We start from the raw sequence: 26352 nt of genomic DNA, 5'->3' as shown, positions 1-26352 counted from the left end.
CGCGCACTGTACGGCGGGGCCGCGGACAGCGCAATGTACGGCGGCCGGGCCGCGGGCGACGCAATGGGGGCTCGACGGGGCCTTGACGAGGGCCTGGCGAGGCCCCTACCTGAGCCAGGCCGGCTCCAGCGCCCGCACCTCGTCACGGTGGCCCCGTACCACCTCGAAGAACCGCTCCGGGCCCGACTCGAACAGGGCGCACAGGGAGACGTAGAGGCGATACGCCTCGTCGGGCATCTCGTACGGGCAGTGGACCGCCGCGCACTGCCACCAGTCGGACGTCGAACCGACCAGCTGGACACCGCACTGTGGGCACGGCGGAGCGGCTATTGAGGCTTGCTCGTCCCGCACCCGTAGCAGATCGCCCACCCGTCCTGGGTGGTCGTCATCTCCTGCCCACACTTCTCGCACGTCGCTCGCGTCTCGTACAGATCCTTGTTGCACTGCATCGACCCTCCAAGGGGAGTGGTGATTCTGCCATTGACCAGTGAGTAACGGCAGACCTACGGCCGGCCATCGCCGCGGTGTACGGCGGCCCTGCCCCTTCCCGCGGCCGCACGACAAAGCGCCCCGCCCCCTGAGGGGCGAGGCGCAAAAGGACCGCTGTGGTGTCCGTGTCAGCCGCGCTGGATGCCGGTGGTGTCCTGCAGGACGCCGCGGCGGCCGTCCTGGGTCTGGGCGATCAGGGCCTGGCCGCGCTGCTCCACCGCGAGGTACCAGGTACCGGGCGCCAGTTCGGCGATCGGTGCCGGCGAGCCGTCCTCGCCGTACAGCGGCCGCGCGACGGGCACCGCGAACCAGAACGGCGCGAAGTCCGCCGGGCTGCCGGCCGCCTGGGTGGCGCCGGCCGCGCCCCCGGCCGTCCCGTCGGCGGCGGGCGCCTGCTGGCCGTAGGTCTGGCCGCCCTGGGGCTGCTGCTGGCCGCCCGGGTAGCCGTAGCCCTGGCCCGCCTGCTGCTGGGCGCCGGGGTAGCCGTAACCCGGGTTGGGGCCCGCCCCGTAAGGGGCTCCGGCGGGCTGCGGCTTGGGGGCGCCGACCAGGGCGACCTGCAGGGCCGGGACGAGCGGCGTGGCGACGGCGCCGCCGGCCAGGATCAGGGTGGCGAGCAGGCCGATGATCAGGCCCGCGCCGGCGCTGGGGGCGTCGACGATGGTCCAGAACGCCGTCCACGCCGCGAAGATGCTGAGGGCGACACCGAACTGGCCGAGGTCGAGCCCCGCGACCTTCCGCGGCTGCGGCAGCAGCCGGGTGAGGACGATGATCGCCGCGGCGATCACACCGGCCAAGTACACGCTCATGACGGTCCGCAGCGAGTCCCAGGCATTCGGGCTGGAGTAGTCCTGAGCCTGCTGGCAGTACTTGGCGGGCAGGCCGGAGCAGTCCGGGCCGCCGGTGAGACTGAGGAACGAGGCGATGAACAGCAGCACCGCTGCTCCGATCACCACGCCGTCGCCTCGAGTGAGGGAGCGGATGTTCACGTAAGGGTCCTTTGTCGGTTTCGTGGGTCCGGTCGTCGCTGTCGCGGTGCGCGCAGTGCGGGGCACGGCGGGGGCCACCCATCGTAAAGGGGAACCTGCCGCCGAATCCGACGGGCCGTCGTCTTCGTTCCCGGCGCGCACGGCAGCTCGTATCGGACCTGGTCTCGGAGGGTTTCGCAGTCGCGCCCGGCGGTCCGGTCAGTGCGTCAAGAAGTCCGTAATGCCCTCGGTGATCCCACGGGCTGCTTTCTGCCGCCAATGTGCGTCGGTCAATTCCGCGGCGTCCTTCGGGTCACGCATATTTCCGCACTCGATGAACACCTTCGGCACGGTCGAGAGGTTGAGGCCGCCGAGATCGGAACGCACGTCGAGTCCGGTGCCGTGGCCGATGTAATTGGACGGCGCGCTCCCGGTGACCGCGAGGAACCGGCCGGCCAGCCGTTCGCCCAGCCGCCGCGAGGGCGCCACGATCGCGGCGTTGTGGGCCGGGCCGGCTGTGACGCGCGCCGGGAGGATGACGTGGAAACCGCGGTTCCCACGGGCCGAGCCGTCGGCATGGAGGGAGACCGCGGCATCGGCGTGCGCCTTGTTCCCGACGGCGGCGCGCTCGTCCACGCACGGCCCGTACCGGCGGTCGCCGTCCTGGGTGAACACGACCTTGGCGCCCTCCTGCTGGAGGAGGGTGCGGACGCGGTGGGCGACGTCCAGCGAGAACGAGGCCTCCGCGTAGCCGTCGTCGGTGGAGGTGCCGGTGGTGTCGCACTCCTTGTGGGCGTTGCCGATGTCCACCTGCCGGGCGATCTCCCGCCCGTGATCCACGTTGTGCGGATTGTGCCCCGGGTCGAGCACTATGACCTTGCCCTTGAGGCTGCCGTGCGGAGCGCCCTTGCCCGCGCCCCCGCCCGGGGAGTCCTTGCCGTCCGGGGAGCGGTCGGTGCCCCCGGCCCCGCTGCCCGGCGACCGGCTCGCGGCGGGCGGCCCGGCTCCGTGTGGCGGGCCGCCGTCGCCGCCCGATGTCCGCCAGACCAGCCAGCCCCCCAGGCCGGCGACCACGACGGCGGTCACTACGGCGAGGAGGAGGCCGCGCAGGCGGCGGTGCGGTGGGGAAGTACTGCCGTTCGACACGTCCGCGATGGTAGCCCGCTCAGATTCCGGGCCCGGTGCGCCGCAGAACGTGCAGCGAACGGTGGGCCGACACCTCGGTGAACGCGCCGGACTCCAGGGCCCTGCGGTAGATCCGGTACGGGGCCTGGCCGCCGTCCGCCGGGTCCGCGAACACATCGTGGATGACCAGCAGCCCGCCGGGCGCGAGATGCGGCGCCCAGCCCTCGTAGTCGGCGGTGGCGTGCGCGTCGGTGTGCCCGCCATCGATGAAGACCAGCCCGACCGGCGCCTGCCAGACGGCCGCGACCTGCGGCGACCGGCCCACCAGGGCGATCACCTGGTCCTCCAGGCCCGCGGCGTGCAGGGTGCGGCGGAAGGTGGGCAGGGTGTCCATCCGGCCGACCTCGGGGTCGACGACACTCGGATCGTGGTACTCCCAGCCGGGCTGCTGCTCCTCGCTGCCCCGATGGTGGTCCACGGTGACGGCCATGACCCCGCCCCTGCGCGCGGCGTCCGCGAGCAGGATCGTGGACCGGCCGCAGTACGTACCGACCTCCACCAGCGGCAGTCCGAGCGACGCCGCCCCGGCCGCCGCCGCGTACAGGGCCAGGCCCTCGTCCACGGGCATGAAGCCCTTCGCCGCCTCGAACGCGGCGAGTATCTCCGGCTGTGGCGCGGTCGGAGCCGTGGGAGCGGACATGGGCTTCCTCCTGAGGGTGCGGTCAGGGGGTCATCGTGCCGTACGGGGTGGGGCGGGCGGTGTGCGGGTGGGTGCTGTGCGGGCGCCCGGGCCGGACATTCGGATATCGGCACGGGCTCCGAATTCCTGACACCGGGACCCGCGTTTGTATCGCCCTCAGGTTTGTATCGCTCTGCCGATCCCCGATGCCCAAAGCGGCAAATTCGCATGCGGAGGAGTAGAGGGGGAGAGGAGCCGGGGCCGGGAGGCAGGGGAGAGCGAGAGGGAATAGTGACACGGGCAGAATTCACCGGACCGTTTCCTGAGTGCGTCCGGAGCGTTCCCTGGTGAATTCGTGGGGTTCTCCGGGGGGCTGACGGCCGCCCGGCAGCGCTTGCGGGGCAGCCGACGGGCCCAGGGGCGAGGGCGGCGAGGGCCGGGTGTCCTCCGGGTCTCCCGGGAGCGGCACTTCCCGCCGTATCGCCGCACCTGACCTTCCGTCAGAATGAAACGTGTTCTAGCCTGCCCCGCATGGGCATCGGAATCACACAAGAGCAACGTGACCTGGCCGAGGCGGTGGGGGGCTGGGCCGCACGGACCATGCCCCCTGAAGAAGTGCACAAGTTGCTCGACGCCGCCCCGGGGCAGCAGGGGCGGCTCGACTGCTGGGACCGGCTCGCCGCGCAGGGCCTGCTCGGGCTGCACCTCCCCGAGGACGACGGCGGCGGTGGCGGTGACCTCCTCGACCTCGCCGTGGTGCTGGAGGAGTGGGGCCGCGCCGCGTTCCCCGGCCCCTACCTGCCCACCGTCCTCGCCGCCGAGCTGCTGCACCGCGGCGGCCAACGGCACCTCGTCCGGGACCTCGCCACCGGCGCCCGCGTCGGCGCCGTCGCACTCGGCGCGGGTTCGCTCACCGCCGTCGAGGAGGCCGGCGGTTACGTCCTGAACGGCACCGCGCCCCCGGTCCTCGGCGGCGCCGACGCGGATCTGCTCGTACTGGCCGCGCGGACCCCCGCCGGCCCGGTCTGGCTCGCCGTCGAGGCCGGGGCGCTGACCGTACGGGTGCAGGAGAGCGCCGACCCGACCCGGCCGACCGCCGAGGTGCGCGCCGAGGGGGCCCTGGTGCCGGCCGACCGGCTGTCGGCGGTCGACGGCGACCTGGTCCGCGACCTGGCCGGGGTGCTGTTCGCCGCCGAGAGCTGCGGCACGGCCGCCTGGGCGCTGCACACCGCCACCCAGCACGCCGCCGTACGCGAGCAGTTCGGCCGCCCGATCGGCCAGTTCCAGGCGATCAAACACCTCTGCGCCGAGATGCTCGTCCGCTGTGAACAGGCCCGTGCCCTGGTCTGGGACGCGGCCCGGGCCCTGGACGAGCCGCCCGAGGTCCGCGGACTGGTCGCGGCGCTGGCCACGGCGACCGCCCTGGACGCCGCCGTCGGCTGCGCCAAGGACTGCATCCAGATCCTCGGCGGCACCGGCTTCACCTGGGAACACGACGCCCATCTCCACCTGCGCCGGGCCCTGGTGGCCCGCGCGCTGCTCGGCAGCGGCGACACCCACCGGCTGCGCGCCGCCCGCCTCGCCGCCGGCGGCGCCCGGCGCGCGCTGCGGCTGGAGCTCCCCGCCGAGGCGGCGGAGTACCGCGCCGGGGCCCGGGCGGTCATCGACGGCGTACGCGGCCTCGACCCGGCGGCCGTACGCCGCGCCCTGGCCCCCACCGGCTACGCCGCGCCGCATCTGCCCAAGCCCTACGGGCTGGGCGCGGGTCCGGTCCAACAGCTCGCCATCCAGCAGGAGTTGGCCGCAGCCGAGGTCAGGATCAGCGATCTGGGCATCGCCACCTGGGTGGTCCCCGCGCTGCTCGCCCACGGCACCCGCGAGCAGCAGGAGCGCTATCTGCTGCCGACGCTGCGCGGCGATCTGCTGTGGTGCCAGCTGTTCTCCGAGCCCGAGGCCGGCTCGGACCTGGCCGCCCTGCGGACCCGCGCCGAGCGGGTGGCGGGCGGTGGCTGGCGGATCAACGGCCAGAAGGTGTGGACCTCGGCCGCCCAGTGGTCGAGCCACGGCATCCTGCTCGCCCGCACCGACCCCGACGTCCCCAAGCGCAAGGGGCTGACCTTCTTCGTCGTCGACATGAAGACTCCCGGGATCGACGTCCGCCCGCTGAAGGAGATCACCGGCGACGCCCTCTTCAACGAGGTCTACTTCGACGACGTGCTGCTGCCGGCCGATGCGGTGGTCGGCGAGGTCGACGACGGCTGGAAGGTGGCCCGCACCACCCTGGACAACGAACGCGTCCACATGGCCGACCAGATGACCTTCGACACCGGTCTGGAGCAGCTCCTCGCCCGGGCCGACGAGCTGGACGCGACGGTGCGGGTGCGGCTGGGCGCGCTGGCGGCCGAGGCGCACGCCCTGGGCTGCATCGGGCTGCGCACCACGCTCCAGCAGGTGTCGGGGCTGGAGCCGGGGGCCGGTGCCAGCATCCGCAAGCTGCTGCAGACCCCGCACCAGCAGAAGACTGCCGAGCTGGCGCTGGAACTGCTCGGCCCGGCCGGTGCGGTGCGCGAAGGCGCCGGTGAGCGGGCGCTGCACGGCTTCTTGATGTCCCGCTGTCTGACCATCGCCGGCGGCACCACCCAGGTACAGCTGAACGTCGTCGCGGAGCGGCTGCTCGGCCTGCCGCGCGACCCGGAGCCCCGACCCCTGATCTGACTTCCGCCCGTCCGCTCCCCAGGAGGTAGACACATGGCCGGCAAGGCGTACATCGTCGGGGTCGGGATGACCCGGTTCGAGAAGCCCGAGACCGGGGACCGGCAGTACTGGGAGCTGGTGAAGGAGGCGGGCACCGCCGCGCTCGCGGACGCCGGGATCGGGTACGAGGCCGTCGAGCAGGTGCCGGTGGGCTACTGCTTCCAGGCCTCGACGGCCGGCCAGCGCGCCGCCTACGAACTGGGCCTGACCGGCGTTCCCGTCTACAACGTCAACAACAACTGCGCGACCGGTGCGACCGCGCTGATGATGGCCCGCCAGTTCGTCGAGGGCGGCCTCAACGACTGTGTGCTGGCACTCGGCTTCGAGAAGATGAAGCGCGGCGCCCTGGGCGGCGGCGCCGACAGCGGCGATTTCCGGACGTCTCCGGTGGCCCGCCACTACGGGGTGATGGCCGCCGCGCACGGTTTCGAGCAGACCCCGCCCACCGCCCAGCTCTTCGGTAATGCGGCCCGCGAGCACATGGCGCGCTACGGCACCACCGCCGAACAGCTCGCCGCGGTCGGTGCCAAGAACCACCGGCACTCCGTCCACAACCCGTACGCCCAGTTCCAGGAGGCGTACACGGTCGAGGAGGTGCTCGCCGCCAAGACCATCCACCGGCCGCTGACCAGGCTGCAGTGCTCCCCGACCTCGGACGGTGCGGCCGCGGCCGTGGTCGTCTCCGAGCGGTTCGTCGGGGAACACGGGCTGGCCGACCGGGCGGTGGAGATCGCCGCACAGGCCATGACGACGGACACCGGGGACAGCTTCGCCTCGGGCTCCTGCATCGACGTCGTCGGCCGGCCCATGTCGCGGGCCGCGGCGCGGCAGGCCTATGCGGCCGGTGGCCTCGGCATCGAGGACGTGGACGTGATCGAGCTGCACGACTGTTTCTCGATCAATGAGCTGTTGACGTACGAGGCGCTGGGGATGTGCGCGGAGGGCGAGTCGGGGAAGCTGGTCGCCGACGGTGCCACGACCTACGGCGGCCGCTGGGTGGTCAACCCGTCCGGCGGGCTGATCTCCAAGGGGCACCCGCTGGGGGCGACGGGGCTGGCGCAGGCCGCCGAGCTGGTCTGGCAGCTCCGCGGCACCGCGGGCGAGCGCCAGGTCCCCGGCGCCCGGGTGGGCCTGGCACACAACATCGGGCTGGGCGGGGCGGCGGTGGTTACGTTGTTGCGGCGGTGAGGGTGATGAGGGCGATGAGACCGCCCGGCGGGGTAACTGTCGCCCGCGAGGTGGTCCTTCCCCGGGAGGTAACCCTTCCCCGGGAGGTGGTCCTTCCCAGCGAGGTAACCCCCCCGCGAGGTAACCCTCCCCCCCCGAGGTAACCCGCCCCCGTGAGCGGGTAGTTGGTCTGCAAGGGGTCTTCCCACCCCCTAAGGGCCCGCCCTCCCCACCCCGTACGGGCTCGCCCCATACGGCCGCACCCCCGCCCCGTACGCCCCCACCCCCGCCTTTCTCCGTCCTGCGGCCTACGTCCCCGGTCAGGCGGCAGGTACGTCGAAATCCCGATGCGTGGCCCCAGCATCGAATGCGAGCATGGTCCCCATGCCGCCGATAACCGCCCCCGCCACGCTGCCCGAAACCGCACGCCGTACGACCGCCCCGGCCTGGCTGGTGATGGTGCTGGTGTGCGCGGGGCAGTTCCTGGTGGTGCTGGACGTCTCCGTGGTGAATGTGGCGCTGCCCGCCATGCGGACCGGCCTGGGGCTGAGCGAGCTGGGCCTGCAGTGGATCGTCAATGCGTACGTCATCACCTTCGCCGGCTTCATGCTGCTCGGCGGGCGGGCCGCCGATCTGTTCGGCCGCAAGCGCATCTTCGTCCTGGGGCTGGCGCTGTTCACGATCGCGAGCCTGGGCGGCGGGCTGGCGCAGCAGCCCTGGCAGCTGATCGCGGCGCGTACGGTGCAGGGCGTCGGCGCCGCCGTGCTCTCGCCGGCCACCCTCACGATCCTGACCACGTCGTTCCCGACCGGCCCGGCCCGTACCCGCGCCATCGGCACCTGGACGGCGGTCGGCGCCGGCGGTGGCGCGGTGGGCGGTCTGGTCGGCGGCGTGCTCACCGAATCCCTGTCCTGGCGCTGGGTGTTGCTGATCAATGTGCCGGTGGGGGCGCTGGTGCTGGCGGGCGCGGTGCTGTGGCTCACCGAGAGCCGGCAGGACACCGGACGGCGGCTCGATGTGCCCGGCGCGCTGCTGGTGACCGGCGGGCTGGCGCTGGTGGCGTACGGCATCGTGCAGACCGAGACGGACGGCTGGGCCTCGGCGTCCGCGCTGCTGCCGCTGGCCGCCGGGCTGGTCGTGATCGCGGCGTTCCTCGCGGTCGAGGCGCGGGCGAAGGCCCCGCTGATGCCGCTGGGGCTCTTCCGGCTGCGCTCGGTCTCGTCGGCGAACGCCGCGATGGTGCTGGCCGGCGCCGCGATGTTCTCGATGTGGTACTTCCTGTCGCTGTACGTGCAGAACGTGCTGGGCTACCGGCCGTTGCAGGCCGGGCTCTCCTTCATCCCGCACTCGCTGTCCATCGTCCTGGGTTCCAAGATCGCGCCGCGACTGATGAACCGTCTGGGAGCCAAGACCCTGGCCATCACAGGTGCGGTGATCTCCGCGGCCGGCATGGCCTGGCAGGGCACGATGGACGTCCACGGCAGCTACCTCCAGACGATCCTCGGCCCCGGCATCCTGATGGCGCTGGGGGCGGGCCTGACCGCGACCCCGATCGCGTCCATCGCCACCTCGGGCGCCGACCCCGCCGACCAGGGACTGGTCTCCGGCTTGATCAACACCTCCCGCCAGATGGGCGGTGCGCTGGGCCTCTCGGTGCTGTCCACCGTCGCGGCGTCCCGTACGGAGGCGGACAACAGCCCGCAGGCCATGGCGGACGGCTACGGCCTGGCCTTCCAGGTCGGCTCGCTGATCCTGCTGGTCAGTCTCGTGCTGATGATCGTGGCCCTGCCGCGACGACGGGCGGACGCCGAGCACGGCTGAGGCGGCAACGGGCCCTAGGATACGGTGAGTTCGGGCCACGGCCGCCCGTTCCGCTGCCTCCGGGTCGCCGCGCACCCGCTCGCTGCCCCGCTACAGCCACCCGTTCTGCCGCGCCGCCCGGACTGCCTCCATACGGTTGCGGGTGCCGGTCTTGCCGATCGCCGCGGAGAGGTAGTTGCGGACGGTTGCCTGCGAGAGGTGCAGCTTGCCGGCGATATCGGCGACCGTGGCGCCGTCCACGGCGGCGGTGAGGACGTCCCGCTCGCGCTGGGTCAGCGGGTTGGGCCCGGCGCTCAGGGCCGCCGCGGCGAGCCCGGGGTCGATGACCCGCTCGCCGGCCAGCACCCGGCGGATCGCCGCAGCCAGATCCTCCACCGGGCCGTCCTTGACCAGGAATCCGGACGCCCCGGCCTCCATGGCGCGCCGCAGGTAGCCGGGCCTGCCGAAGGTCGTCACGATCAGCACCTTGCAGGACGGCAGCTGGGCGCGCAGGTCGGCCGCGGCGTCCAGGCCGCTGCGGCCGGGGAGTTCGATGTCCAGGAGGGCGATGTCGGGACGGGTGTCCAGGGCGGTGGCGACGATCTGGTCGCCCGCCGCAACCTGTGCCACGACCTGCATGTCCGCTTCCAGGTCGAGTAGCAGCGCCAGCGCGCCCCGCATCATGCCCTGGTCCTCGGCGAGGAGGACCTTGATGCTTCTCATGGGGGGCTCGCCGGGCGCGTCAGTCATGGCGCCAGAGTAGCCAGCGGACGACCGTCCGGCAGCGGACAGCCCCCGGCAGCGGCAGCTGCTGGGCTGGCGTCCGACGTCCGGCGGAGATCAGTGGTCCGCCGGCTCCAGACCTGGCGGACGGCTTCAACGCACTTCCTCCGCCCCCGCCATATCCCCCGTCCCGACCGGCAGTTCGGCCGTGACCCGGAAGCCGCGCCGGCCGTCCGGGCCGCTGTGCAGGGTGCCGCCCGCCGCGGCCAGGCGCTCGGTCAGCCCCTTCAGGCCGGTGCCGCCCATCGGTCCCGTACGGCCGGGCGGGGGCGGAGCGCCGGTGCCGTCCGCGGGGTCCGGGCGGCCGGCTGCGTCCGCCCCCGGGTCGCCCGGGTCGCCCGGGTCGCCCGGGCCGCGGCCGGGGACGTGGCCGCGCAGCCGGCCCGGGACGGGTATCGCGGCGGCACCGGCGCCGTCGGGTCCGCGCCCGTCATCCGTGATCGTCAGCCGTACCCGGTCCTCGTCGGCGTGGACGGAGATCTCGCAGGTGGTGGCGCCGCTGTGCCGGACGGTGTTGGTGACGCCCTCGCGGACCACCCAGCCCAGCAGCGCGCCGGCCTGCGGGGGCAGCGGCGGCCCGGCCTGGCGTACGACGGGTTCGATGCCGGCCGCCTCCAGGACCGAACGGGCGCGGTCGAGTTCGGTGCTCAGGCTGCCCTCCCGGTAGCCGGTGACCGCCTCGCGGATCTCGGTCAGCGCCTGCCGGCCGACGGCCTCGATGTCGGCGGCCTGGGCGAGCGCGGCGTCCAGATTGCGCGGCGCGAGCCGGCGGACCGCCTCGGCCTTGACGACCACCACGGACAGGGTGTGGCCCAGCAGGTCGTGCAGATCGCGGGAGAAGCGCAGCCGTTCCTTCTCGACGGCGCTGCGGGCCAGTTCCTGGCGGGTGGTGTTGAGCTCCTGGATGGTGTCGAACAGGCTCAGGACCGTGGCCGTCACCGTGCCGGACAGGAAGGTGCCGTAGCCGACGCCGAACGCGCCCGGGCTGCCGTTGTGCCAGCCGGTCAGATACCCGGCCGCACCGCTGAGCGCGATCAGCCACGCGGCGAGCTTCTTGCCGCGCAGCGCGCGGACCGTGCCGGAGGCCAGCGACAGCAGCGGGAAGAACAGGAACCAGTCGCCGCCGAACCCGAGGGCGATGGCGAAGGTGATCGCGGTCAGCAGCACCAGCGCGTACAGCGGCCGTCGGGAATGGCGCAGCCGGGGATTGAACGAGGTCCACACGACGGTGATGTAGACGGAGTTGAAGGCGAGCAGCCCGAGGCCGGCCAGCCAGGGGTTGCCCGTCTTGCCCTCGATGACGTTGGAGAAGGCGCCGAAGCCCATCAGCAGCCAGGGCAGGAAGGCGTACTTCCCCGGCCCCCCGTCCACGTTCCGCTCCGCCCACCTGGGCCGGCACCGGCCGGAATCCGTGCTGCCCGCGGCGTCGGAATCCGCGGCGCAGGCGTCCTGTTGCTTCGTGTGCTGCACTGTCGCTTCCCAGGTCTGCGCCATCGTCGGTCACGGCGTCCGTGCGGCCCGACGGTACGCGTACACCGCGTAACCGCCGAAGAGTGCCAGCCAGAGGGCCAGTATCGCCACTGTGCCCGGGTCCGGTGCCCCGCTCTGCGTCACGTTCCGGCCGAGCTCGGCGAACCGGTTGCCCGGTGTCCAGGACGACAGTGCGCGCAGCCACCCGGGGAACAGCTCGGTCGGGAACCACAGGCCGCCGACGATCGAGAGCAGCACCATGCAGCCCGTATTGACCACGCCCGTGGACTGCGCGGAGAGGCGGTAGCCGTTGCCGAGGCCGAGCAGGGTGAAGGGGGCGGTGCCCAGCCACAGCACCCCGGCCAGCGCGGCCCACTGCCAGGCGGGCATCCGTACGCCGTTGACCAGCGCGCCGACCAGCAGTACGGCGGCGATGGCCGGCAGCACCGTCACCGAGGCGGTCAGCCCGCGGCCCACCACGACCCGTATGGGGCTCAGGGGGGTGATGCGCAACTGCCGCAGCCACCCCAGCTGCTTGTCCTCGGCGACGCCGGTGCCCGAGCCGATCGCCGCACCCAGCGCGCCGTACGCGGCCATCCCGACCATCGACGCGATCTTCCACTCCATGGCGGCGCCGCCGGCCCCCACGCCGATGTTGGTCATCAGCACATACATCAACACCGGCATCCCGATGCCGAACACGACGAAACCTCTGTCGCGCAGGGTGCGGCGGACTTCGAGCCGGATGTAGTCGAGCATCAGGCGCGCTCCTTCACAGACGGGGCGCCGGCGGCGGCCCGCGCCGGGGCAGCAGGGGCAGCCGGGGCAGCAGGGGCGGTCTCGGCGGAGGTGAGCGTGAGGAAGGCGTCCTCCAGGCTGGCGGGGACGACCTGGAGCCCGCGGACGAGCCCCCGTGAGGCCAGTGCCACGACCGTCGCGTCGGAGTCCGTCGTCCGCAGCAGCGCGCGGTCGCCGCGCACCTCCACGGCGCTCACCCCGGGCAGGCCGGGCAGCGGCCCGGTCGGCGCGCCCGCGAGGTCGAAGGAGACCAGCGTGCCGCCGGCCTGCCGCTTGATCGCCGCGCCGCTGCCGTCGGCGACCACCCGGCCGCCGTCCATCACCACGATCCGGTCGGCGTGTTCGTCCGCCTCCTCCAGATAGTGGGTGGAGAACACGATGGTGTGGCCGCGGCGGGCATAGGCCCGCATCGAGCGCCAGAAGGCGCGGCGCGCCTCCACGTCCAGCGCGGCGGTCGGCTCGTCCAGCACCAGCAGCGCGGGGTTGCCGGCCAGCGCCACGGCAAAGCGGACCCGCTGGGCCTGCCCGCCCGACAGCCGGTCCACCCGCCGCCCGGCGAACTCGCCGAGGCCGGCCAGCTCCAGGGCCTCGGTGACGTCCATGGGGTGCGGGTAGGTGGCGGCGACAAAGGTGATCAGCTCGCGGACGGTGACCCGCGGTACGGCCTTGCCGTCCTGCAGCATGGCGCCCACCCGGCCGGCCCGCACCGCCGCCTCCGGTGTGCCGCCGAACAGCCGCACCGTGCCCGCACTGGGCGGCAGCAGCCCCAGCAGCATGGTGAGGGTGGTGGATTTCCCCGCGCCGTTGCGCCCGAGGAGCGCCACCGTCCCGCCCGTCGCGATCTTCAGATCCAGGCCGTCCACGGCCCGCACCACGCCATAACTCCGCGTCACCCCGGAGAATTCCACCGCCGCGACGCCCTCTGCCGTGTGCGCCGTGCCGCCCGGTCCTGTCGTCTCTGCCATGCCCGCCCCGCCTTTCCTCTGTCCGGCTTCGACGTTACGGAGAGTGGCCGTCGTGCGGTAGGGGGGAATGTGGGCGATGACCCCTGACAAATGTCATGGGCGTGCGCGCTTTTCGTCAGGGGATCGCGGCGGGGGCAGCGCGCCGGCACCGCCGTACATGCCGCCGTACGCCCGCCCAGCGACCGGCCCGCGGCACCGAATCTGACAAGGTGTCAGGGTCTTCCGGGTCCCGGACGGATCGGCTATACATGAGACCCATCGGCTAGAACGCGTTCTAGAAGTGTGCCCTGTGCGCGGTCGGAGCGCGGCCGTGGCCGACCAGATACGACCCCGGTCCGGTCGACGGTGCGGACGGCCGGGCCGGGGTCTTCCCGCCGTGGTGAAGGAGCCATCTGCCCCATGCCCATCGACGCCGCCAAGGCCACCTCCGCCGAGCCGCGGATCACCGAACTCGCCTGGGACCACAAGGACGTCCAGCTCTACCACCTCGGTATCGGCGCCGGTGCGGCCACGCCGGAGAAGCCGCACCCCGCTACCGACCCGGACGAACTGCGCTACACCCTGGAGAGCGCCCTGCACGTCCTGCCCAGCTTCGCCACTGTGGCGGGCGGCGGGATGGCGCTCGCCGGCGGGCTCTCCGCCCCCGGTATCGACGTCGACCTCGCCGCGGTCCTGCACGGCGGCCAGACCGTCACCGTGCACCGCCCCCTCCCCGTGCGCGGCCGTGCCACCCAGACCTCCTCCGTCCCCGCCGTGTACGACAAGGGCAAGGCCGCCGTGATCGTGCTGCGCTCCGAGATCGCCGACGAGGACGGCCCGTTGTGGACCTGCGACACCCAGATCTTCGTCCGCGGTGAGGGCGGCTTCGGCGGCGACCGCGGCCCGTCCGCCCGCCTCGAACTCCCCGAGCGCGCCCCGGACCTGCACACCGAGCGCCGGATCCGCGAGGACCAGGCGCTGCTCTACCGCCTCTCCGGCGACTGGAACCCGTTGCACGCCGATCCGGAGTTCGCCGCGCTCGCCGGCTTCGACCGGCCGATTCTGCACGGGCTGTGCACCTACGGGGTGACCCTCAAGGCCGTCGTCGACACGGTGCTCGGGGGCGAGGTCGCCCGGGTGACGTCGTATGCCACCCGGTTCGCCGGCGTCGTCTTCCCGGGCGAGACGCTGCGCCTGCGTATGTGGCGGGAGCCCGGCCGGGTGCAGGTCTCGGTGACGGCGGCCGACCGGGACGACGCACCCGTTCTGGCGGACACGGTGGTGGCGCACAACTAGGGCAGCGAGGGCAGCCAGGAACAACCCGAGAGGAGCCGTGACATGCGCGCAGCCGTACAGCACGAGACAGGCCAGGACAAGCTCGAAGTCCTCGACGACATCGAGGCGGTGGGGTTCGGCCCCGGCAAGGTCAGGATCCGGATCCGGGCGACCGGGCTGTGCCACTCCGATCTCTCGGCGATGAGTGGGGTGCTGCCCCAGCCCGCCCCGTTCGTCCCCGGACACGAGGGCGCGGGGGAGATCCTCGACGTCGGCGACGGCGTCACCGGGCTCGGTCAGGGCGACCGCGTGCTGATGTGCTGGCTGCCCGCGTGCGGCAGCTGCCCGTCCTGCAAGCGCGGCCAGACCCATCTGTGCCTGGCCGGATTCATGAACGCCGGCACGCCCAACTTCCGGCGCCCCGGCGGGGACGTCTTCGGCTTCGCCGGCACCGGGACCTTTGCCGAGGAGGTCGTGGTCCCCGCCAACTGCGCGGTCCCGATCCCGGACGACGTCCCGTACGAGATCGCCGCGCTGATCGGCTGCGGTGTCACCACCGGGCTCGGCGCCGCCCTCAACACCGCCCGGGTGGCGGCCGCGTCCTCGGTCGCAGTGGTCGGTTGTGGCGGTGTCGGCATCTCCGTCATCCAGGGGGCGAAGGCCTGCGGGGCGGCCGAGATCATCGCCGTCGACCCGGTGCCCGCCCGCCGGGAGGCCGCGCTCCGCTTCGGCGCCACCGAGGCCCTCGCCCCCGAGGAGTTCGCCGGCGCCAAGGCCCGGATCACCGCGGGGGAGGGCTTCGACTACGTCTTCGAGGTGGTCGGCAAGTCCGCCACCGCCCGTACCGCCTACGAGATGACCCGGCGCGGCGGCACGCTGTGCGTGGTCGGCGCGGGCGCCATGGACGACACCTTCCAGGTCAATATGTTCGAGCTGTTCTTCGACGAGAAGCGGATCCTGCCGTCCCTGTACGGCGGCGCGGACGTGCTGCGCTCCTACGAGCGGGCCATCGCCCTGTGGCGGGCCGGCCGGATCGACCTGGAAGGCCTGATCACCCACCGCGTCCCACTGGCCGAGATCAACGACGCCCTGGACCAGATGCGCTCCGGCACGGCACTGCGCACCTGCATCGAGATATGACGGCCCCGTTCTAGAGGACTGGAGAGGACAGGTATGGCACAGCCACTGGAGGGCCTGACCGCGATCGTCACCGGTGCCGGGCGCGGCCTGGGCCGCGCCGAAGCCCTGGAACTCGCCCGCCTCGGCGCACAGGTCGTGGTCAACGACTACGGACAGCCGGGCCGCGACGGCTCCGGCGAGGCCTGTGCCGCGCCCGCCGAGGACGTCGCCGCCGAGATCCGTGCGGCGGGCGGCCGGGCGGTCGCCCACCTCGGTGACGTCGCCGACCACGCACAGGCCCGCGCCCTGGTGCAACTGGCGGTCGAGACCTACGGAAAGCTCGACATCCTGGTCAACAACGCGGGCATTCTCCGCGACCGGATGGTGTTCTCGATGACCGAGGACGAGTGGGACTCGGTCCTCCGCGTTCACCTCAAGGGCCACTTCAACACCACGCGCTTCGCCGCTGCCCACTGGCGCGAGCGCGCCAAAGCGGCCGGCGGCCCGGTCCACGGCCGGATCATCAACACCTCCTCCGAGGCCTTCCTCGCGGGCTCGGCAAGCCAGCCCAACTACGCGGCGGCCAAGGGCGGCATCGTCGGCCTGACGACGTCCACGGCGCTGGCGCTCGGCAAATACGGCGTGACCGCCAACGCGATCTGCCCGCGCGCCCGCACCCGGATGACCGAGGATGTCTTCGCCGGCTTCCAGGAGCCCGAGGACGGCGCCCTGGACCCGCTCGCGCCCGAACACGTCGCCCCGCTCGTCGGCTATCTCGCCTCGCCGGCCGCGGCCCGGGTCAACGGACAACTGCTGGTCGTCCACGGCGGCATGGTCGCCATCGCCGAACGGCCGCGGATCGCCGCCAAGTTCGACACCGCGAAGGAAGTGTTCAGCTACGCGGAGCTGGATGAGCTGCTGACGCCGTATTACGCGCAGCGACCGCCGAACGAGACCTTCGCGGCGGCCGAGGTGCTGGGCCTCAAACACGGCTGAGGCCGGCGCCGCGCCGCACCTACGGACGAGCCATGGCCGCCACCCGCGCAATGCGGTGCGGCGGCCACGGCTGTGGTGTGTGGTCGGCGGTCGGGACCGCCGGACCGGCCTTACGCGTCCTGCGGCTGCTTGTCCCGGCGGTGCCGGCCATGGGCGGCGGAGCCGGACTCCTCCGCGGCGGCCGGGCCACGGTGCCTGCCGGAGCTTGCGGCCTCGGCGGCCTGGGCGGATGCCTCCTGGGGGCGCGCCTGGGTCGTGTCGGTTCGGGCTTCGGACATGAAAAGAGTCTCCGTCGGATCGCTTACAGCTGTACGCGTCGGGACCTCGCCCGACGACCGCCAAGGCTGACCCCGAACGGCACGGCCGGTGGCCGGTCAACCGGCTGCGCTGCCCCCGCCCGAAATTCTAACGGGGCGGGAAATAGCGCTCCACCGGGTCTACCGTGCCGCCAGGGGTGCTTGTTGCAAGGGAACTGGCCTGCACAAAGGGGGATGTTCGGTGATCGGCCGCGGTTCCCCGGCCACGGCGCAGGGTTGTGCAGATGATGTGGAGCGGTTGTCGGTTTCCCCCGTATCCGGGACAATCTCCCCGCTGTTTCCGGGGGTCGATGCGGTGCTCGCTCCGGCACCCGGTGCGGTGCCCGATGCGATGTCCGCCCCGGCCTCCGCTTCTGTCTTTGCTTCTGCCGCTGCGCCTGCGTCCGCTCCGGACGGCGCCTCAGCGGGCATCGCGCCAGGGAGCCCGGAAGTCGGCCCGGAAGGCGGGCTCTGCGCCGGCCGCAGGGGCCCGACCAGTTTCCACGGACTCCTCGGCGGAGCCGGCAGCCGCACCGGCGGCACCGGCTCCATCGGCGGCATCGGTCCCACCGGTCGTACCAGCCGCACCCGTTCCACCGGCGGCGCCACCGCCCGTGCGGGTTCCACCGCCCAAGCCTGTTGTGGCGGCTCCATCGTCCGGACCTGCTGCGGGGACTCCACCGCCCGAACCGGCTGCGGCGGCACCACCACCCGCGGGGTCTCCACCACCCCCACCGGCGACGCCACCCGCGCCACCCGCGCCACCCCGCAGGGCTCCGCCGCCGTCGTATACGGCAGCAGCAGTTCCCCGCCCCCCGTCCACAACCCGGCCCCCGTCAGCCACCCCCGGGGCGCCGGGAATTGGCGCAGTTGTCGGACCGCGGGGCGCCAGACGCCCAGCCAGGTGCCGTGCGCGCCGTCCATCCGGAAGGCCACCGCGCAGCTCTCCGGTGCCAGCATCTGCCGTGGCTGCATCGCGAACGGGGTGACCGTCGCGCCGACGGGATGCAGGCACTCCGGGAAGCGCACCGGCAGCCGGCTGCCCAGTACGCCCCAGCCGAGCCGGTCCTGGCCCGGCGCGTCCGACCGGACCAGCAGCAGTCCGCTGTCCGGATCGGCAAGCAGCAGGCGGTCGTTGCTGTCCTCGGTGATCTGTAGCAGCGGGCCGGTCTCGCCGCCCCGTTCCAGGTCGACCGTGATCGCCTTCGTCCGGCCCGCCCACTGACGGTCCAGCGCCAGCAGCCGGCCGGCGCGGTCCAGCCAGACGCCTCCCGAGCAGCGCCCCGGGATCTCGGCGACCGGCTCGGGCCCGCCCGCGCCGCCGTGCAGCAGCCACAGCGTGGTGTGCTGCGCCCCGGGCGCCAGGGCATAGCCGCGCGTCCCGTCCGGCGCGGGCGGCAGCAGGGTCAGCTCGGGCGCCTCGACCGCACCCAGCAGGAGTTCACCGGTTCCGGGGCCCGCCGGGTAGAGCAGGGAGACGGCGAAGCGGTCGGCGACCCGGCGCGCGATGAGCACCCGGCCGTCCGCCAGCGGCAGCAGTGCGCTGTCCGGCTCCTCGGGCTGGGTGCCCTGCAGCGGCACGGCGTACGGCTCGGGGCCGCTCAGCGTCCAGCGCTCCGGGAACCAGCTCCCGGCGGCGTCGTCGTGACGGGCGAGCCGGGCTGCGTACGAGCCGTCGGCGGCGATCGTCAGGGTCGCGCGGTGCGGGCGCGCCGGCGCCGTGGCGTCCTCGGTGGCACAGATCGTCATCGGGCGGTCACCTCCAGTCGGCAACCGAAGGTAGGTTTCGCACGTCCGGCCGAACAGGGCGAGTTGCCGCACTTCACACATAAGGATGGCAGTTGTCCGGTTCGCCGTTCCCAGACGGAACGGTTGTGCATCGGCCCGCCGGCCGCGGGGTGGCAGGCCCCGGTACGACGGTCCCGCCGCACCCCCGTACCGTGGCCGCGGGCCCCCGCGCAGGACGACCCGCGCGGTGTCACAGCTGGGAGGTAACCTTCCACCCGTGCCCGTACTGTCTGAAGTCCTCTCCGCGCTCGACGCCCTCTGGCCCCCCGAGCGGGCCGAAGGGTGGGACGCCGTCGGCACGGTCTGCGGTGATCCCGGCAGCGAGGTCCGCCGTGTGCTGTTCGCCGTCGACCCGGTCCAGGAGATCGCCGACGAGGCGGTGCGGCTCGGCGCCGACCTCCTCGTCACCCACCATCCGCTCTATCTGCGCGGTACGACGACGGTCGCGGCCTCGACCTTCAAGGGCAAGGTCGTGCACACCCTGATCAAGCACGACATCGCCCTGCACGTCGCGCACACCAACGCCGACACCGCCGACCCCGGTGTCTCCGACGCCCTGGCCGGCGCCCTGGATCTGCGCATCCTCGGCCCGCTGGTGCCGGATCCGGACGATCCGGCGGGCCGCCGCGGCCTGGGCCGGATCTGCGAGCTGCCGCATCCGATGACGCTGGCCGAGCTCGCGTCGTATGCGGCCGGCCGGCTGCCCGCCACCGCGCAGGGCATCCGGGCGGCCGGCGACCCGGACCGCGAGATCCGGACCCTCGCCGTCTCCGGCGGCTCCGGGGACAGCCTCTTCGGCGCCGTACGGGCGGCCGGTGCGGATGCCTTCCTCACTGCCGACCTGCGCCACCACCCGGCCTCCGAGGCCGTCCAGACCACCGGAGACCGCCCGCCGGCGCTGCTCGACGCCGCCCACTGGGCCACCGAGTGGCCGTGGTGCGAGCAGGCCGCGGCCCAGCTCGACGCGGTCTCCGACCGGCACGACTGGGGACTGCGCACGCATGTCTCCCGTACGGTCACCGACCCCTGGACCGCCCACGCGGCGTCCACCCCTCTCTTCACCCCGACGCACACCACAGGAGCCCCACGCTGAACGCCGCGCCCGCCGACCAGATCCGCCTTCTCGACATCCAGGCCCTGGATGTCCGGCTCACCCAGCTCGCCCACCGGGGCCACAACCTCCCCGAGCTGGCCGAGCTGCAGACTCTGGAGGCCGACCTCCTCCAGCAGCGCGACCTGCTCGTCGCCGCACAGACCGAGGAGAGCGACACCAGCCGCGAGCAGACCAAGGCCGAACAGGACGTGGACCAGGTGCGCCAGCGCGCCGCCCGCGACCAGAAGCGGCTGGACTCCGGCGCCGTCACCTCCCCCAAGGACCTGGAGAACCTCCAGCGCGAACTCGCCTCGCTGGCCAAGCGCCAGGGTGATCTGGAGGACATCGTCCTGGAGGTCATGGAGCGCCGGGAGTCCGCCCAGGAGCGGGTCACCGAGCTCACCTCCCGGGTCGAGGCCATCCAGGCCAAGGTCGACGACGCCACCGCGCGCCGGGACGCCGCGTTCGCCGAGATCGAGGCGGAGCGTGCGACGGTCGCCAAGGAGCGCGAGCTGACCGTCGCCGACATCCCGGCCGATCTCCTCAAGCTCTACGACAAGATCCGCGCCAAGGAGGGCGGCGTCGGCGCGGCCCGCCTCTACCAGCGCCGCTGCGAGGGCTGCCGCCTGGAGCTGAACATCACCGAGCTCAACGATGTCCGCGCGGCCGCCGCCGACACCGTCCTGCGCTGCGAGAACTGCAGCCGCATCCTGGTCCGTACGCCCGACTCGGGCCTGTAGGCCATGGCCCGCACCCTGATCGTCGAAGCGGACGGCGGCTCCCGGGGCAACCCGGGGCCGGCCGGCTACGGCGCGGTGGTCCTCGATGCGGAGACCGGCGAAACCCTCGCCGAGGCCGCCGAGTTCCTCGGTACGGCGACCAACAACGTCGCCGAGTACAAGGGCCTGGTGGCCGGTCTGCGGGCGGCGCACGCCCTGGATCCCGAGGCCGACATCCGGGTGCGGATGGACTCCAAGCTCGTCGTCGAGCAGATGTCGGGGCGCTGGAAGATCAAGCACCCGGACATGAAGCCGCTGGCGGCCGAGGCCCGCTCGGTCTTCCCGGCCGACCGGGTGTCGTACGAGTGGATCCCGCGCGCGCAGAACAAGCACGCCGACCGGCTCGCCAACGAGGCGATGGACGCCGGGAAATCGGGCAGGCAGTGGGAGCCGCGCGACTCCCGGGCGGCGCTGGACGCCGCGGCGCCCGTCCGCAGCGCCGCCGCCCGGGCCGCCGACGCCTCCGCGGAGGCGGCCGACGAGGCGGCGGAGGCCCCGTCGGCCGGCTGGGGCCCCGACCTCGGCCCGCCCGCCACCTTCGTCCTGCTGCGGCACGGCGAGACCGCGCTCACGCCGGAGAAGCGCTTCTCCGGCAGCGGCGGCACCGACCCCGAACTCTCCGCCGCCGGCCGCCGCCAGGCCGAGGCGACCGCCGTCGCACTCGCCGCCCGCGGCACGATCCAGGCCGTCGTCAGCTCACCGCTGCGACGCTGCCGGGAGACCGCCGAGGCGGTCGCGGCCCGGCTCGGTCTGGAGGTCCGGATCGAGGAGGGCCTGCGGGAAACGGACTTCGGGGCGTGGGAGGGGCTGACCTTCGCCGAGGTGCGCGAGCGCTACCCCGAGGATCTCGACGCATGGCTCGCCTCCGCGAAGGCGGAGCCCACCGGAGGCGGCGAGTCCTTCGCCGCGGTCGCCCGCCGGGTCGCCGTCGCCCGGGACAAGCTCCTGGCCCGGTACGCGGGCCGCACCGTCCTGCTGGTCACCCATGTCACGCCGGTCAAGACTCTGGTCCGGCTGGCCCTGGGCGCCCCACCGGAGGCGCTGTTCCGCATGGAACTCTCCGCGGCCTCCCTCTCCGCCGTCGCCTACTACTCCGACGGCAATGCTTCGGTGCGGCTGCTGAACGAGACCGCGCATCTGCGGTAGGCCCTGAGCCATCGGGTAGCGCCTGAGCCATCGGGCGGGCCCTGCGCCGCGGCCGTCAGACCGCCAACGCCGCCGCGTCCCGGGCGAGTTGGCGCACCCGGCTCCAGTCCTTGGCGGCCGTCGCCCCGGCCGGCAGCATCCAGGAGCCGCCGACGCAGCCGACGTTCGGCAGGGCCAGATAGGCCGGTGCCGACGCCGGGCCGATCCCGCCGGTCGGGCAGAAGCGGGCCTGCGGCAGCGGCGCGGCCAGCGAGGTCAGATAGGCGGTGCCGCCCGCCGCCTCGGCCGGGAAGAACTTCATCTCGGTGAGGCCCTCCTCCAGCAGGGTCACCACCTCCGACGCCGTCGAGACGCCCGGCAGGAACGGCACCCCCGAGTCCTTCATCGCCCCCAGCAGCCGGGGCGTGCACCCGGGGCTCACCAGGAACCGGGCGCCGGCCGCACGGGCCGCCCCGGCCTGCGCGGGGGACAGCACGGTGCCCGCGCCCGGCACCGCGTCCGGGACCTCGTCGGCGATGGCGCGGAGCGCGTCCAGCGCGGCGGGCGTCCGCAGCGTCACCTCGATCGCGGGCAGCCCGCCCGCGACGAGTGCCCGGGCGAGCGGCACGGCGTCCGCGGCGTCATGGACCACCACGACGGGGAGGACGGGCGCGAGCCCGAGCACCGACGAGGGAGCGGGGGAGGCGGCGTCGCTGGTCACGCCGCCATGGTGCGCAGGCCTGCCCACTCTCCGCAACGAGCGTTGCGCATGCTGCAACCGCCAACCGTCGGGCGCCCGCCGCCGGGCCGTACCGGCTCCCGTGCCCGCCGGGCCGTACGGGCTCCCGTGCCCCCCCCGGGCCGTACCGGCTCCCGTCCCCGGCAGGCCGTACCGTCCCCCGCCCCCGCCTACACCTCCGTCACGATCACATCCACAGCCCAGGCTTTCCCGCCCTTCGCCGGAGCCTGGGCCTCCACCGCATAGCCCAGCTCCCGCAGCGCCTCCACCAACTCGGCCGGGCCGTCCGGAGCGCGCCCCGACGAGAGCAGATCCCGCACCAGCCGCCCCTTGGTCGCCTTGTTGAAGTGGCTGACCACCGTCCGCTTCTCCACACCGGCCACGATCTTGGACTGGAGGACCCGCACCGTCGCGGTCCGCCCGGCCAGCTCGCCCTTGGGCTTCCACGCCGTCGCATACGCCGCCGACCGCAGATCGAGCACCAGCCCGTCCCCGGCGGCCGCGGGCAGCACCTCGGCCATCGGCGCCCGCCAGTACGCGCCCAGCGCGCCCAGGCCCGGCAGCTTCACCCCCATCGAGCAGCGGTAGGACGGAATCCGGTCACCGACCCCCACGGCGCCCCACAGCCCCGAGAACACCAGCAGCGAGCGCTCGGCCCGCTTGCGCGCCGCCGCGTCCAGGGACGCCAGGCCGAGCGCGTCGTAGAGCACCCCGGTGTAGATCTCCCCGGCCGGTCGGGCCGGCGCCGACCGCAGCCCCGCGTTCTTGGCGATCTCTCCCTTGAGGCCCTCGCTGAGCCCGAGCACCTCCTGGGCCTTGGTCTCGTCCGCGGCGCACAGCTCGACGAGCTCCCCGAGCACCTCCTCGCGCGCCGCGGTCAGCCCCGGCAGCGACAGCGCCCCGGTGTCCAGCGGCGCCCCCTTGCCTCCCGCGGCCTTCCCTTCGGACGGCGGCAACAGCACGAGCACGGTGTTTCTCCTTCGCGGCGGTACGGGCGGGGGTGCGGCCCCGGGAAAGCGTATGGCCTGCGGCGGGCCGGTACGGAACCCGCGCGCCCGCCGGGGGACCGGTGCGTCACCGCCCGCCGGGGAGCCGGTGCCGCGCCGCACGCCGCGCCGGGAGCGGCCACCCGCCATACGCTCGGTTTCATGCCCCGTCTCCATATGCACGTGACCGACGCAGCCGAGGCCCCGCTGCGGGTGGCGCTGCATGAGCTGCGCGGACGGCTGGAGATCCCGGACCACTTCCCGCCCACGGCACAGGCCGAGGCGGAGAGCGCGGCCCGTGCCCCGCGGATCCCGGCCGCCGACGGCGCGGTGGCGACCGAGCACACCCTGGAGGACGCCACCGACCTCCCGCTCTTCACCCTCGACCCGCCCGGCTCCCTCGATCTCGACCAGGCGATGTTCCTCTCCCGCCGCCCCGGCCGGGGGTCCTCCGGATCGAAGACCGGCGGCTACCGCGTCCACTACGCCATCGCCGATGTCGCCTCGTTCGTGACCCCCGGCGGGGCCCTGGACGCCGAGGCGCACCACCGGGTGACCACCCTCTACTTCCCCGACGAGCGGGTCCCGCTGTATCCGTACGCGCTGAGCGAGGGCGCCGCCAGCCTGCTGCCCGACCGGGACCGCCCGGCCGTCCTGTGGCAGCTCGACCTCGACGCGGACGGCGCCCTGACCGGCGTCCGGGTCCGCCGCGCGCTGGTCCGCTCCCGCGCCAAGCTCGACTACGCCGGTGTCCAGCGGATCCTCGACGACGGTACGGCCGAGGAGCCGCTCGCCCTGCTCCGCGAGATCGGGCTGCTGCGCGAGGAGCTGGAGGTCGCCCGGGGCGCGATCTCCCTGAACGTCCCCGAGCAGGAGATCGTCGAGGAGGAGGGCTGCTACCGCCTCGAATACCGCGCTCCGCTCCCGGCCTACGGCTGGAACGCGCAGCTCTCGCTGCTCACCGGCATGGCCGCGGCCGAGCTGATGCTGGCCTCCGGCACCGGCATCCTCCGTACGCTGCCGACCGCTCCGGACGGCTCGGTGGCCCGGCTGCGGCTGACCGCCCGCGCGCTCGGCGTCGACTGGCCGCACCACACCTCGTACGCGGCGCTGATCCGCGCCCTCGACCCGCGCCGCCCCGCCCACGCCGCGTTCCTCCAGGAGTGCACCGCGCTGCTGCGCGGCGCCGGCTACACCGCTTTCGACGGCACCGCACCCCCGGGGCACGAGGCCCTGCACGCAGCGGTCGCCGCCCCGTACGCGCACGCCACCGCGCCGCTGCGGCGGCTCGTCGACCGCTACACCTCCGAGCTGTGCCTGGCCGCCTCGGCGGGCGTCGATGCGCCCTCCTGGGTCCGCCGGGCGCTGGCCGCGCTGCCCCGGGAGATGGAGCTGGGCACCCAGCGCGCCAACCAGGTCGAGCGGGCCTGTGTCGACCTCGTCGAGGCGGCGCTGCTGCGCGACCGGATCGGGGAGGTCTTCGAGGGCCTGGTCGTGGAGATCCAGGAGACGGACCCCACCCACGGGAGGGTCCACCTCGTCGATCCCGCCGTCATCGGCCCCGTCGAAGCCGCCCCGGAAGGCCCCGCACTGCCACTCGGCCGCCGTATCCCGGTCCGTCTCGCCGAGGCCGAACCGGGCCACCGCCCGGTCCGCTTCACTGCCGCGTGACGCTCGCCCCGCCGGCTCCCGGGCCGTCATCCGCCCCCGCCATGGCCTCCCGTAGGGCCCGCACCGCTGCCCGGGGGTCATCCGCATGGAACCGCACCGTGCCCACGGTCGCCCGCCGCCCCAACAGCCCCACCACCACGACCGGTTCGGCCAGCTCGACGGTGACCGAGGTCTGCCCGCCCACGGCGAACTCCGCCACCCCCGCAGCCGCCCCCTCCGTCGCTGCGTCGCCCGCCCGGGCCTCCGACCTGCCGAACCGCAGGTCGTCACGCACCGAGGCGATCCGCCCGACCGGTATCCGAAGCTCCCGCCGCGCGCCGTCGCGCAGCCACAGGTCACCCGCCCCCAGCACATGCGGCCGGGTGACCGCCGCGGCCTGCAGGCCCAGCACCATCAGCACGGTGTACACATCGAGCACCAACAGCACCCCGTGCACCGCCGGTTCGCCGGCGAACAGCGCACTCAGCCCCACCGTCTCCACCACACACACGAACGCCAGCCCGTAGACGAACGCCGCCTGCGCCGCCGCATATCCCAGAGGCCGCTCCCCGGGCGCCACCCCGATCCGCCGCCGCGCCACCCACCACACCAGACTCACCAGCCACCGCCCCTCGTGGGCCGCCAGCCGCCGCAGCGCACCGCCCCGGCTCACCCCGCACGCTCCGTGACCAGCCGGACCGCCTCGCGTACGGCCGCGGCCTGCGCGGGCGCGAACTGCGCGTGGACCGCCGCCAGAAAGCCGCCCTCCGGCGCCGGGCCCTCTCGGCCCGGTACGGCCAGCTCCGCGGCCACCGCGTCCGGAACGCAGTCGGCGAGCGCCTGAGCGGCCCGCCCCACCCGCGGGTCGTCCGGCGCGGCCTCCGCCAGCGCATCGAGCAGCCCGTACACCTCGTACATCCGCTCCATCGCCCCCGGCTCCGCGGTCATCTTTCCCAGCAGGTCCGCCATCCGCCGGCGTCCCGCCTCCTGCCCCGTCGATTCGAGCAGCGCCAGCACCTCCCGCTCCTTCGCCGCCATGGCGGGTTCCGGGCCGGGGCGGGCGGCCGAGGTACGGGCCATCTCCCCGAAGACCGCGGCCAACTCGTCCGAGACGGGCCCCTCGGCGGGCAGCCCGCCGTGCTCCTCCGCCTGCCGCCGCAGCGCGGCCAGCCGGCCCCGCCGGGACCGGATCTCCTCCTCCTGCCGGGCCAGGTCCGCATCCAGCTCGGCCAGCACCTCGGCCAGCTCCCGCCCGGAGTCGTCCGCCAGGATGTCGCGCACCTCGTCCAGCCCGAGCCCCAGCTCCGCCAGCCGCCGCAGCCGCGCGAGCGCCACCGCGTCCGGCAGCCCGTACTCCCGGTAGCCGTTGGCCCGGCGGGCGGGCTCGGGCAGCAGCCCGAGGTGGTGGTAGTGGCGCACCGCACGGGTGCTGACGCCGACCAGCGAGGCGAGTTCCCCGATTCTCATGAGCTTTCCCCGATTCTCATGCGCTCAGTAGAAACGTTGCCGCCGCGACAAGGTCAAGGTCG

General features: G+C 73.7%; 24 protein-coding genes. 10 read left to right on the top strand and 14 right to left on the bottom strand.

The genetic code is table 11. From position 1 onward, the window contains the following. Window positions 1-105 precede the first annotated feature (105 nt). From BKA18_RS10815 to BKA18_RS10800, 4 genes are all read right to left on the bottom strand, one after another. Window positions 106-369 carry a hypothetical protein gene (locus BKA18_RS10815; protein WP_040899363.1) on the bottom strand — a complete coding sequence of 88 codons (264 nt, stop codon included), beginning with the start codon at window positions 367-369 and terminating at the stop codon, window positions 106-108. A 248-nt stretch (window positions 370-617) separates the two neighbouring features. Continuing rightward, on the bottom strand, window positions 618-1478 hold the full coding sequence (locus tag BKA18_RS10810) for a DUF5336 domain-containing protein (protein ID WP_366048273.1): 861 nt from the start codon (window positions 1476-1478) through the stop codon (window positions 618-620). Window positions 1479-1676: 198 nt separating this feature from the next. After that, a complete protein-coding gene (locus BKA18_RS10805; protein WP_366048272.1) occupies window positions 1677-2603 on the bottom strand; it encodes an N-acetylmuramoyl-L-alanine amidase in 927 nt (308 codons plus the stop codon). Between the two features lie 19 nt (window positions 2604-2622). Then, complete coding sequence (locus tag BKA18_RS10800; protein WP_006605926.1) at window positions 2623-3282, bottom strand: class I SAM-dependent methyltransferase; 660 nt, start codon at window positions 3280-3282, stop codon at window positions 2623-2625. A 510-nt stretch (window positions 3283-3792) separates the two neighbouring features. On the opposite strand from BKA18_RS10800, the gene BKA18_RS10795 reads away from it, so the two are divergent. From BKA18_RS10795 to BKA18_RS10785, 3 genes are all read left to right on the top strand, one after another. Next, a complete protein-coding gene (locus tag BKA18_RS10795; RefSeq protein ID WP_366048271.1) occupies window positions 3793-5976 on the top strand; it encodes an acyl-CoA dehydrogenase family protein in 2184 nt (727 codons plus the stop codon). A 33-nt stretch (window positions 5977-6009) separates the two neighbouring features. After that, on the top strand, window positions 6010-7203 hold the full coding sequence (locus tag BKA18_RS10790; RefSeq protein ID WP_366048270.1) for a lipid-transfer protein: 1194 nt from the start codon (window positions 6010-6012) through the stop codon (window positions 7201-7203). Window positions 7204-7557: 354 nt separating this feature from the next. After that, window positions 7558-9003, top strand: coding sequence for an MFS transporter (locus BKA18_RS10785; protein WP_429638312.1), 1446 nt, complete (start codon window positions 7558-7560; stop codon window positions 9001-9003). A gap of 90 nt (window positions 9004-9093) precedes the next feature. Here BKA18_RS10785 and BKA18_RS10780 read toward each other — a convergent pair whose 3' ends face one another. The 4 genes from BKA18_RS10780 to BKA18_RS10765 all read right to left on the bottom strand — a co-directional run bounded on the left by BKA18_RS10780 (window position 9094) and on the right by BKA18_RS10765 (window position 12998). Further along, window positions 9094-9732: a response regulator transcription factor gene (locus tag BKA18_RS10780; RefSeq protein WP_051006926.1), complete on the bottom strand. Its 639-nt coding sequence runs from the start codon at window positions 9730-9732 to the stop codon at window positions 9094-9096. A gap of 126 nt (window positions 9733-9858) precedes the next feature. After that, entirely contained in the window at window positions 9859-11259 is a 1401-nt protein-coding gene (locus tag BKA18_RS10775; protein WP_366048268.1) for a sensor histidine kinase, read from the bottom strand. Between the two features lie 6 nt (window positions 11260-11265). After that, entirely contained in the window at window positions 11266-11994 is a 729-nt protein-coding gene (locus tag BKA18_RS10770; RefSeq protein ID WP_366048267.1) for an ABC transporter permease, read from the bottom strand. Beyond that, the gene (locus tag BKA18_RS10765; protein ID WP_366048266.1) at window positions 11994-12998 is read right to left on the bottom strand and encodes an ABC transporter ATP-binding protein; all 1005 of its coding nucleotides are present in this window, start codon (window positions 12996-12998) and stop codon (window positions 11994-11996) included. The genes BKA18_RS10770 and BKA18_RS10765 overlap by 1 nt, the downstream gene beginning before the upstream one ends. 399 nt (window positions 12999-13397) lie before the next feature. On the opposite strand from BKA18_RS10765, the gene BKA18_RS10760 reads away from it, so the two are divergent. From BKA18_RS10760 to BKA18_RS10750, 3 genes are read left to right on the top strand one after another with little or no spacing between them, the layout of a single operon-like run. Beyond that, complete coding sequence (locus tag BKA18_RS10760) at window positions 13398-14273, top strand: MaoC/PaaZ C-terminal domain-containing protein (RefSeq protein WP_366048265.1); 876 nt, start codon at window positions 13398-13400, stop codon at window positions 14271-14273. 42 nt (window positions 14274-14315) lie between these two features. Next, window positions 14316-15392, top strand: coding sequence for a Zn-dependent alcohol dehydrogenase (locus BKA18_RS10755; protein WP_366048264.1), 1077 nt, complete (start codon window positions 14316-14318; stop codon window positions 15390-15392). Window positions 15393-15425: 33 nt separating this feature from the next. Beyond that, window positions 15426-16367 (top strand): 3-oxoacyl-ACP reductase, encoded by a 942-nt coding sequence (locus BKA18_RS10750; RefSeq protein ID WP_366048263.1) that lies wholly within the window; start codon window positions 15426-15428, stop codon window positions 16365-16367. A gap of 110 nt (window positions 16368-16477) precedes the next feature. Here BKA18_RS10750 and BKA18_RS10745 read toward each other — a convergent pair whose 3' ends face one another. Together BKA18_RS10745 and BKA18_RS10740 are read right to left on the bottom strand one after the other, a co-directional pair. Beyond that, window positions 16478-16645, bottom strand: coding sequence for a hypothetical protein (locus BKA18_RS10745; protein WP_173909875.1), 168 nt, complete (start codon window positions 16643-16645; stop codon window positions 16478-16480). Window positions 16646-16804: 159 nt separating this feature from the next. After that, on the bottom strand, window positions 16805-18412 hold the full coding sequence (locus BKA18_RS10740; RefSeq protein ID WP_429638311.1) for a hypothetical protein: 1608 nt from the start codon (window positions 18410-18412) through the stop codon (window positions 16805-16807). Window positions 18413-18668: 256 nt separating this feature from the next. Between BKA18_RS10740 and BKA18_RS10735 the strand changes: the two genes are divergently transcribed. From BKA18_RS10735 to BKA18_RS10725, 3 genes are read left to right on the top strand one after another with little or no spacing between them, the layout of a single operon-like run. Then, on the top strand, window positions 18669-19544 hold the full coding sequence (locus BKA18_RS10735; protein ID WP_173909876.1) for a Nif3-like dinuclear metal center hexameric protein: 876 nt from the start codon (window positions 18669-18671) through the stop codon (window positions 19542-19544). Beyond that, window positions 19541-20284 (top strand): zinc ribbon domain-containing protein, encoded by a 744-nt coding sequence (locus BKA18_RS10730; protein WP_186831796.1) that lies wholly within the window; start codon window positions 19541-19543, stop codon window positions 20282-20284. The genes BKA18_RS10735 and BKA18_RS10730 overlap by 4 nt, the downstream gene beginning before the upstream one ends. A 3-nt stretch (window positions 20285-20287) precedes the next feature. Next, a complete protein-coding gene (locus BKA18_RS10725; protein WP_366048262.1) occupies window positions 20288-21469 on the top strand; it encodes a bifunctional RNase H/acid phosphatase in 1182 nt (393 codons plus the stop codon). 55 nt (window positions 21470-21524) lie between these two features. Here BKA18_RS10725 and eda read toward each other — a convergent pair whose 3' ends face one another. Both eda and yaaA read right to left on the bottom strand, forming a co-directional pair. Then, on the bottom strand, window positions 21525-22169 hold the full coding sequence (eda, locus tag BKA18_RS10720) for a bifunctional 4-hydroxy-2-oxoglutarate aldolase/2-dehydro-3-deoxy-phosphogluconate aldolase (RefSeq protein ID WP_366048261.1): 645 nt from the start codon (window positions 22167-22169) through the stop codon (window positions 21525-21527). A gap of 188 nt (window positions 22170-22357) precedes the next feature. Further along, window positions 22358-23155 (bottom strand): peroxide stress protein YaaA, encoded by a 798-nt coding sequence (gene yaaA / locus BKA18_RS10715; protein ID WP_366048260.1) that lies wholly within the window; start codon window positions 23153-23155, stop codon window positions 22358-22360. A 180-nt stretch (window positions 23156-23335) separates the two neighbouring features. Here yaaA and BKA18_RS10710 point away from each other — a divergent pair, with 180 nt between their 5' ends. Then, window positions 23336-24844 (top strand): RNB domain-containing ribonuclease, encoded by a 1509-nt coding sequence (locus tag BKA18_RS10710; protein WP_366048259.1) that lies wholly within the window; start codon window positions 23336-23338, stop codon window positions 24842-24844. On the opposite strand, the gene BKA18_RS10705 is transcribed toward BKA18_RS10710, so the two are convergent. Together BKA18_RS10705 and BKA18_RS10700 are read right to left on the bottom strand one after the other, a co-directional pair. Then, window positions 24831-25496: a hypothetical protein gene (locus tag BKA18_RS10705; RefSeq protein WP_366048258.1), complete on the bottom strand. Its 666-nt coding sequence runs from the start codon at window positions 25494-25496 to the stop codon at window positions 24831-24833. The two genes, BKA18_RS10710 and BKA18_RS10705, sit on opposite strands and share 14 nt — an antisense overlap. Next, entirely contained in the window at window positions 25493-26290 is a 798-nt protein-coding gene (locus BKA18_RS10700; protein ID WP_366048257.1) for a MerR family transcriptional regulator, read from the bottom strand. The genes BKA18_RS10705 and BKA18_RS10700 overlap by 4 nt, the downstream gene beginning before the upstream one ends. Between the last annotated feature and the right edge of the window lie 62 nt (window positions 26291-26352).

Source organism: Streptomyces auratus (assembly GCF_050433025.1).
GTDB lineage: Bacteria > Actinomycetota > Actinomycetes > Streptomycetales > Streptomycetaceae > Streptomyces > Streptomyces sioyaensis.
Note: the sequence above shows the minus strand (reverse complement) of the source record. Positions and strands in the feature narration are given on the sequence as shown.

What these genes read in the sequence shown, in the direction of transcription:
- BKA18_RS10790 (WP_366048270.1), top strand. Translation starts at nt 6,010, where the DNA reads ATGGCCGGCAAGGCGTACATCGTCGGGGTCGGGATGACCCGGTTCGAG.
- BKA18_RS10710 (WP_366048259.1), top strand. Translation starts at nt 23,336, where the DNA reads ATGCCCCGTCTCCATATGCACGTGACCGACGCAGCCGAGGCCCCGCTG.
- BKA18_RS10795 (WP_366048271.1), top strand. Translation starts at nt 3,793, where the DNA reads ATGGGCATCGGAATCACACAAGAGCAACGTGACCTGGCCGAGGCGGTG.
- BKA18_RS10760 (WP_366048265.1), top strand. Translation starts at nt 13,398, where the DNA reads ATGCCCATCGACGCCGCCAAGGCCACCTCCGCCGAGCCGCGGATCACC.
- BKA18_RS10785 (WP_429638312.1), top strand. Translation starts at nt 7,558, where the DNA reads ATGGTCCCCATGCCGCCGATAACCGCCCCCGCCACGCTGCCCGAAACC.
- BKA18_RS10700 (WP_366048257.1), bottom strand. Translation starts at nt 26,290, where the DNA reads ATGAGAATCGGGGAACTCGCCTCGCTGGTCGGCGTCAGCACCCGTGCG.
- BKA18_RS10740 (WP_429638311.1), bottom strand. Translation starts at nt 18,412, where the DNA reads ATGACGATCTGTGCCACCGAGGACGCCACGGCGCCGGCGCGCCCGCAC.
- BKA18_RS10755 (WP_366048264.1), top strand. Translation starts at nt 14,316, where the DNA reads ATGCGCGCAGCCGTACAGCACGAGACAGGCCAGGACAAGCTCGAAGTC.
- BKA18_RS10800 (WP_006605926.1), bottom strand. Translation starts at nt 3,282, where the DNA reads ATGTCCGCTCCCACGGCTCCGACCGCGCCACAGCCGGAGATACTCGCC.
- BKA18_RS10765 (WP_366048266.1), bottom strand. Translation starts at nt 12,998, where the DNA reads ATGGCAGAGACGACAGGACCGGGCGGCACGGCGCACACGGCAGAGGGC.
- BKA18_RS10745 (WP_173909875.1), bottom strand. Translation starts at nt 16,645, where the DNA reads ATGTCCGAAGCCCGAACCGACACGACCCAGGCGCGCCCCCAGGAGGCA.
- BKA18_RS10780 (WP_051006926.1), bottom strand. Translation starts at nt 9,732, where the DNA reads ATGACTGACGCGCCCGGCGAGCCCCCCATGAGAAGCATCAAGGTCCTC.
- BKA18_RS10770 (WP_366048267.1), bottom strand. Translation starts at nt 11,994, where the DNA reads ATGCTCGACTACATCCGGCTCGAAGTCCGCCGCACCCTGCGCGACAGA.
- BKA18_RS10775 (WP_366048268.1), bottom strand. Translation starts at nt 11,259, where the DNA reads ATGGCGCAGACCTGGGAAGCGACAGTGCAGCACACGAAGCAACAGGAC.
- BKA18_RS10725 (WP_366048262.1), top strand. Translation starts at nt 20,288, where the DNA reads ATGGCCCGCACCCTGATCGTCGAAGCGGACGGCGGCTCCCGGGGCAAC.
- BKA18_RS10750 (WP_366048263.1), top strand. Translation starts at nt 15,426, where the DNA reads ATGGCACAGCCACTGGAGGGCCTGACCGCGATCGTCACCGGTGCCGGG.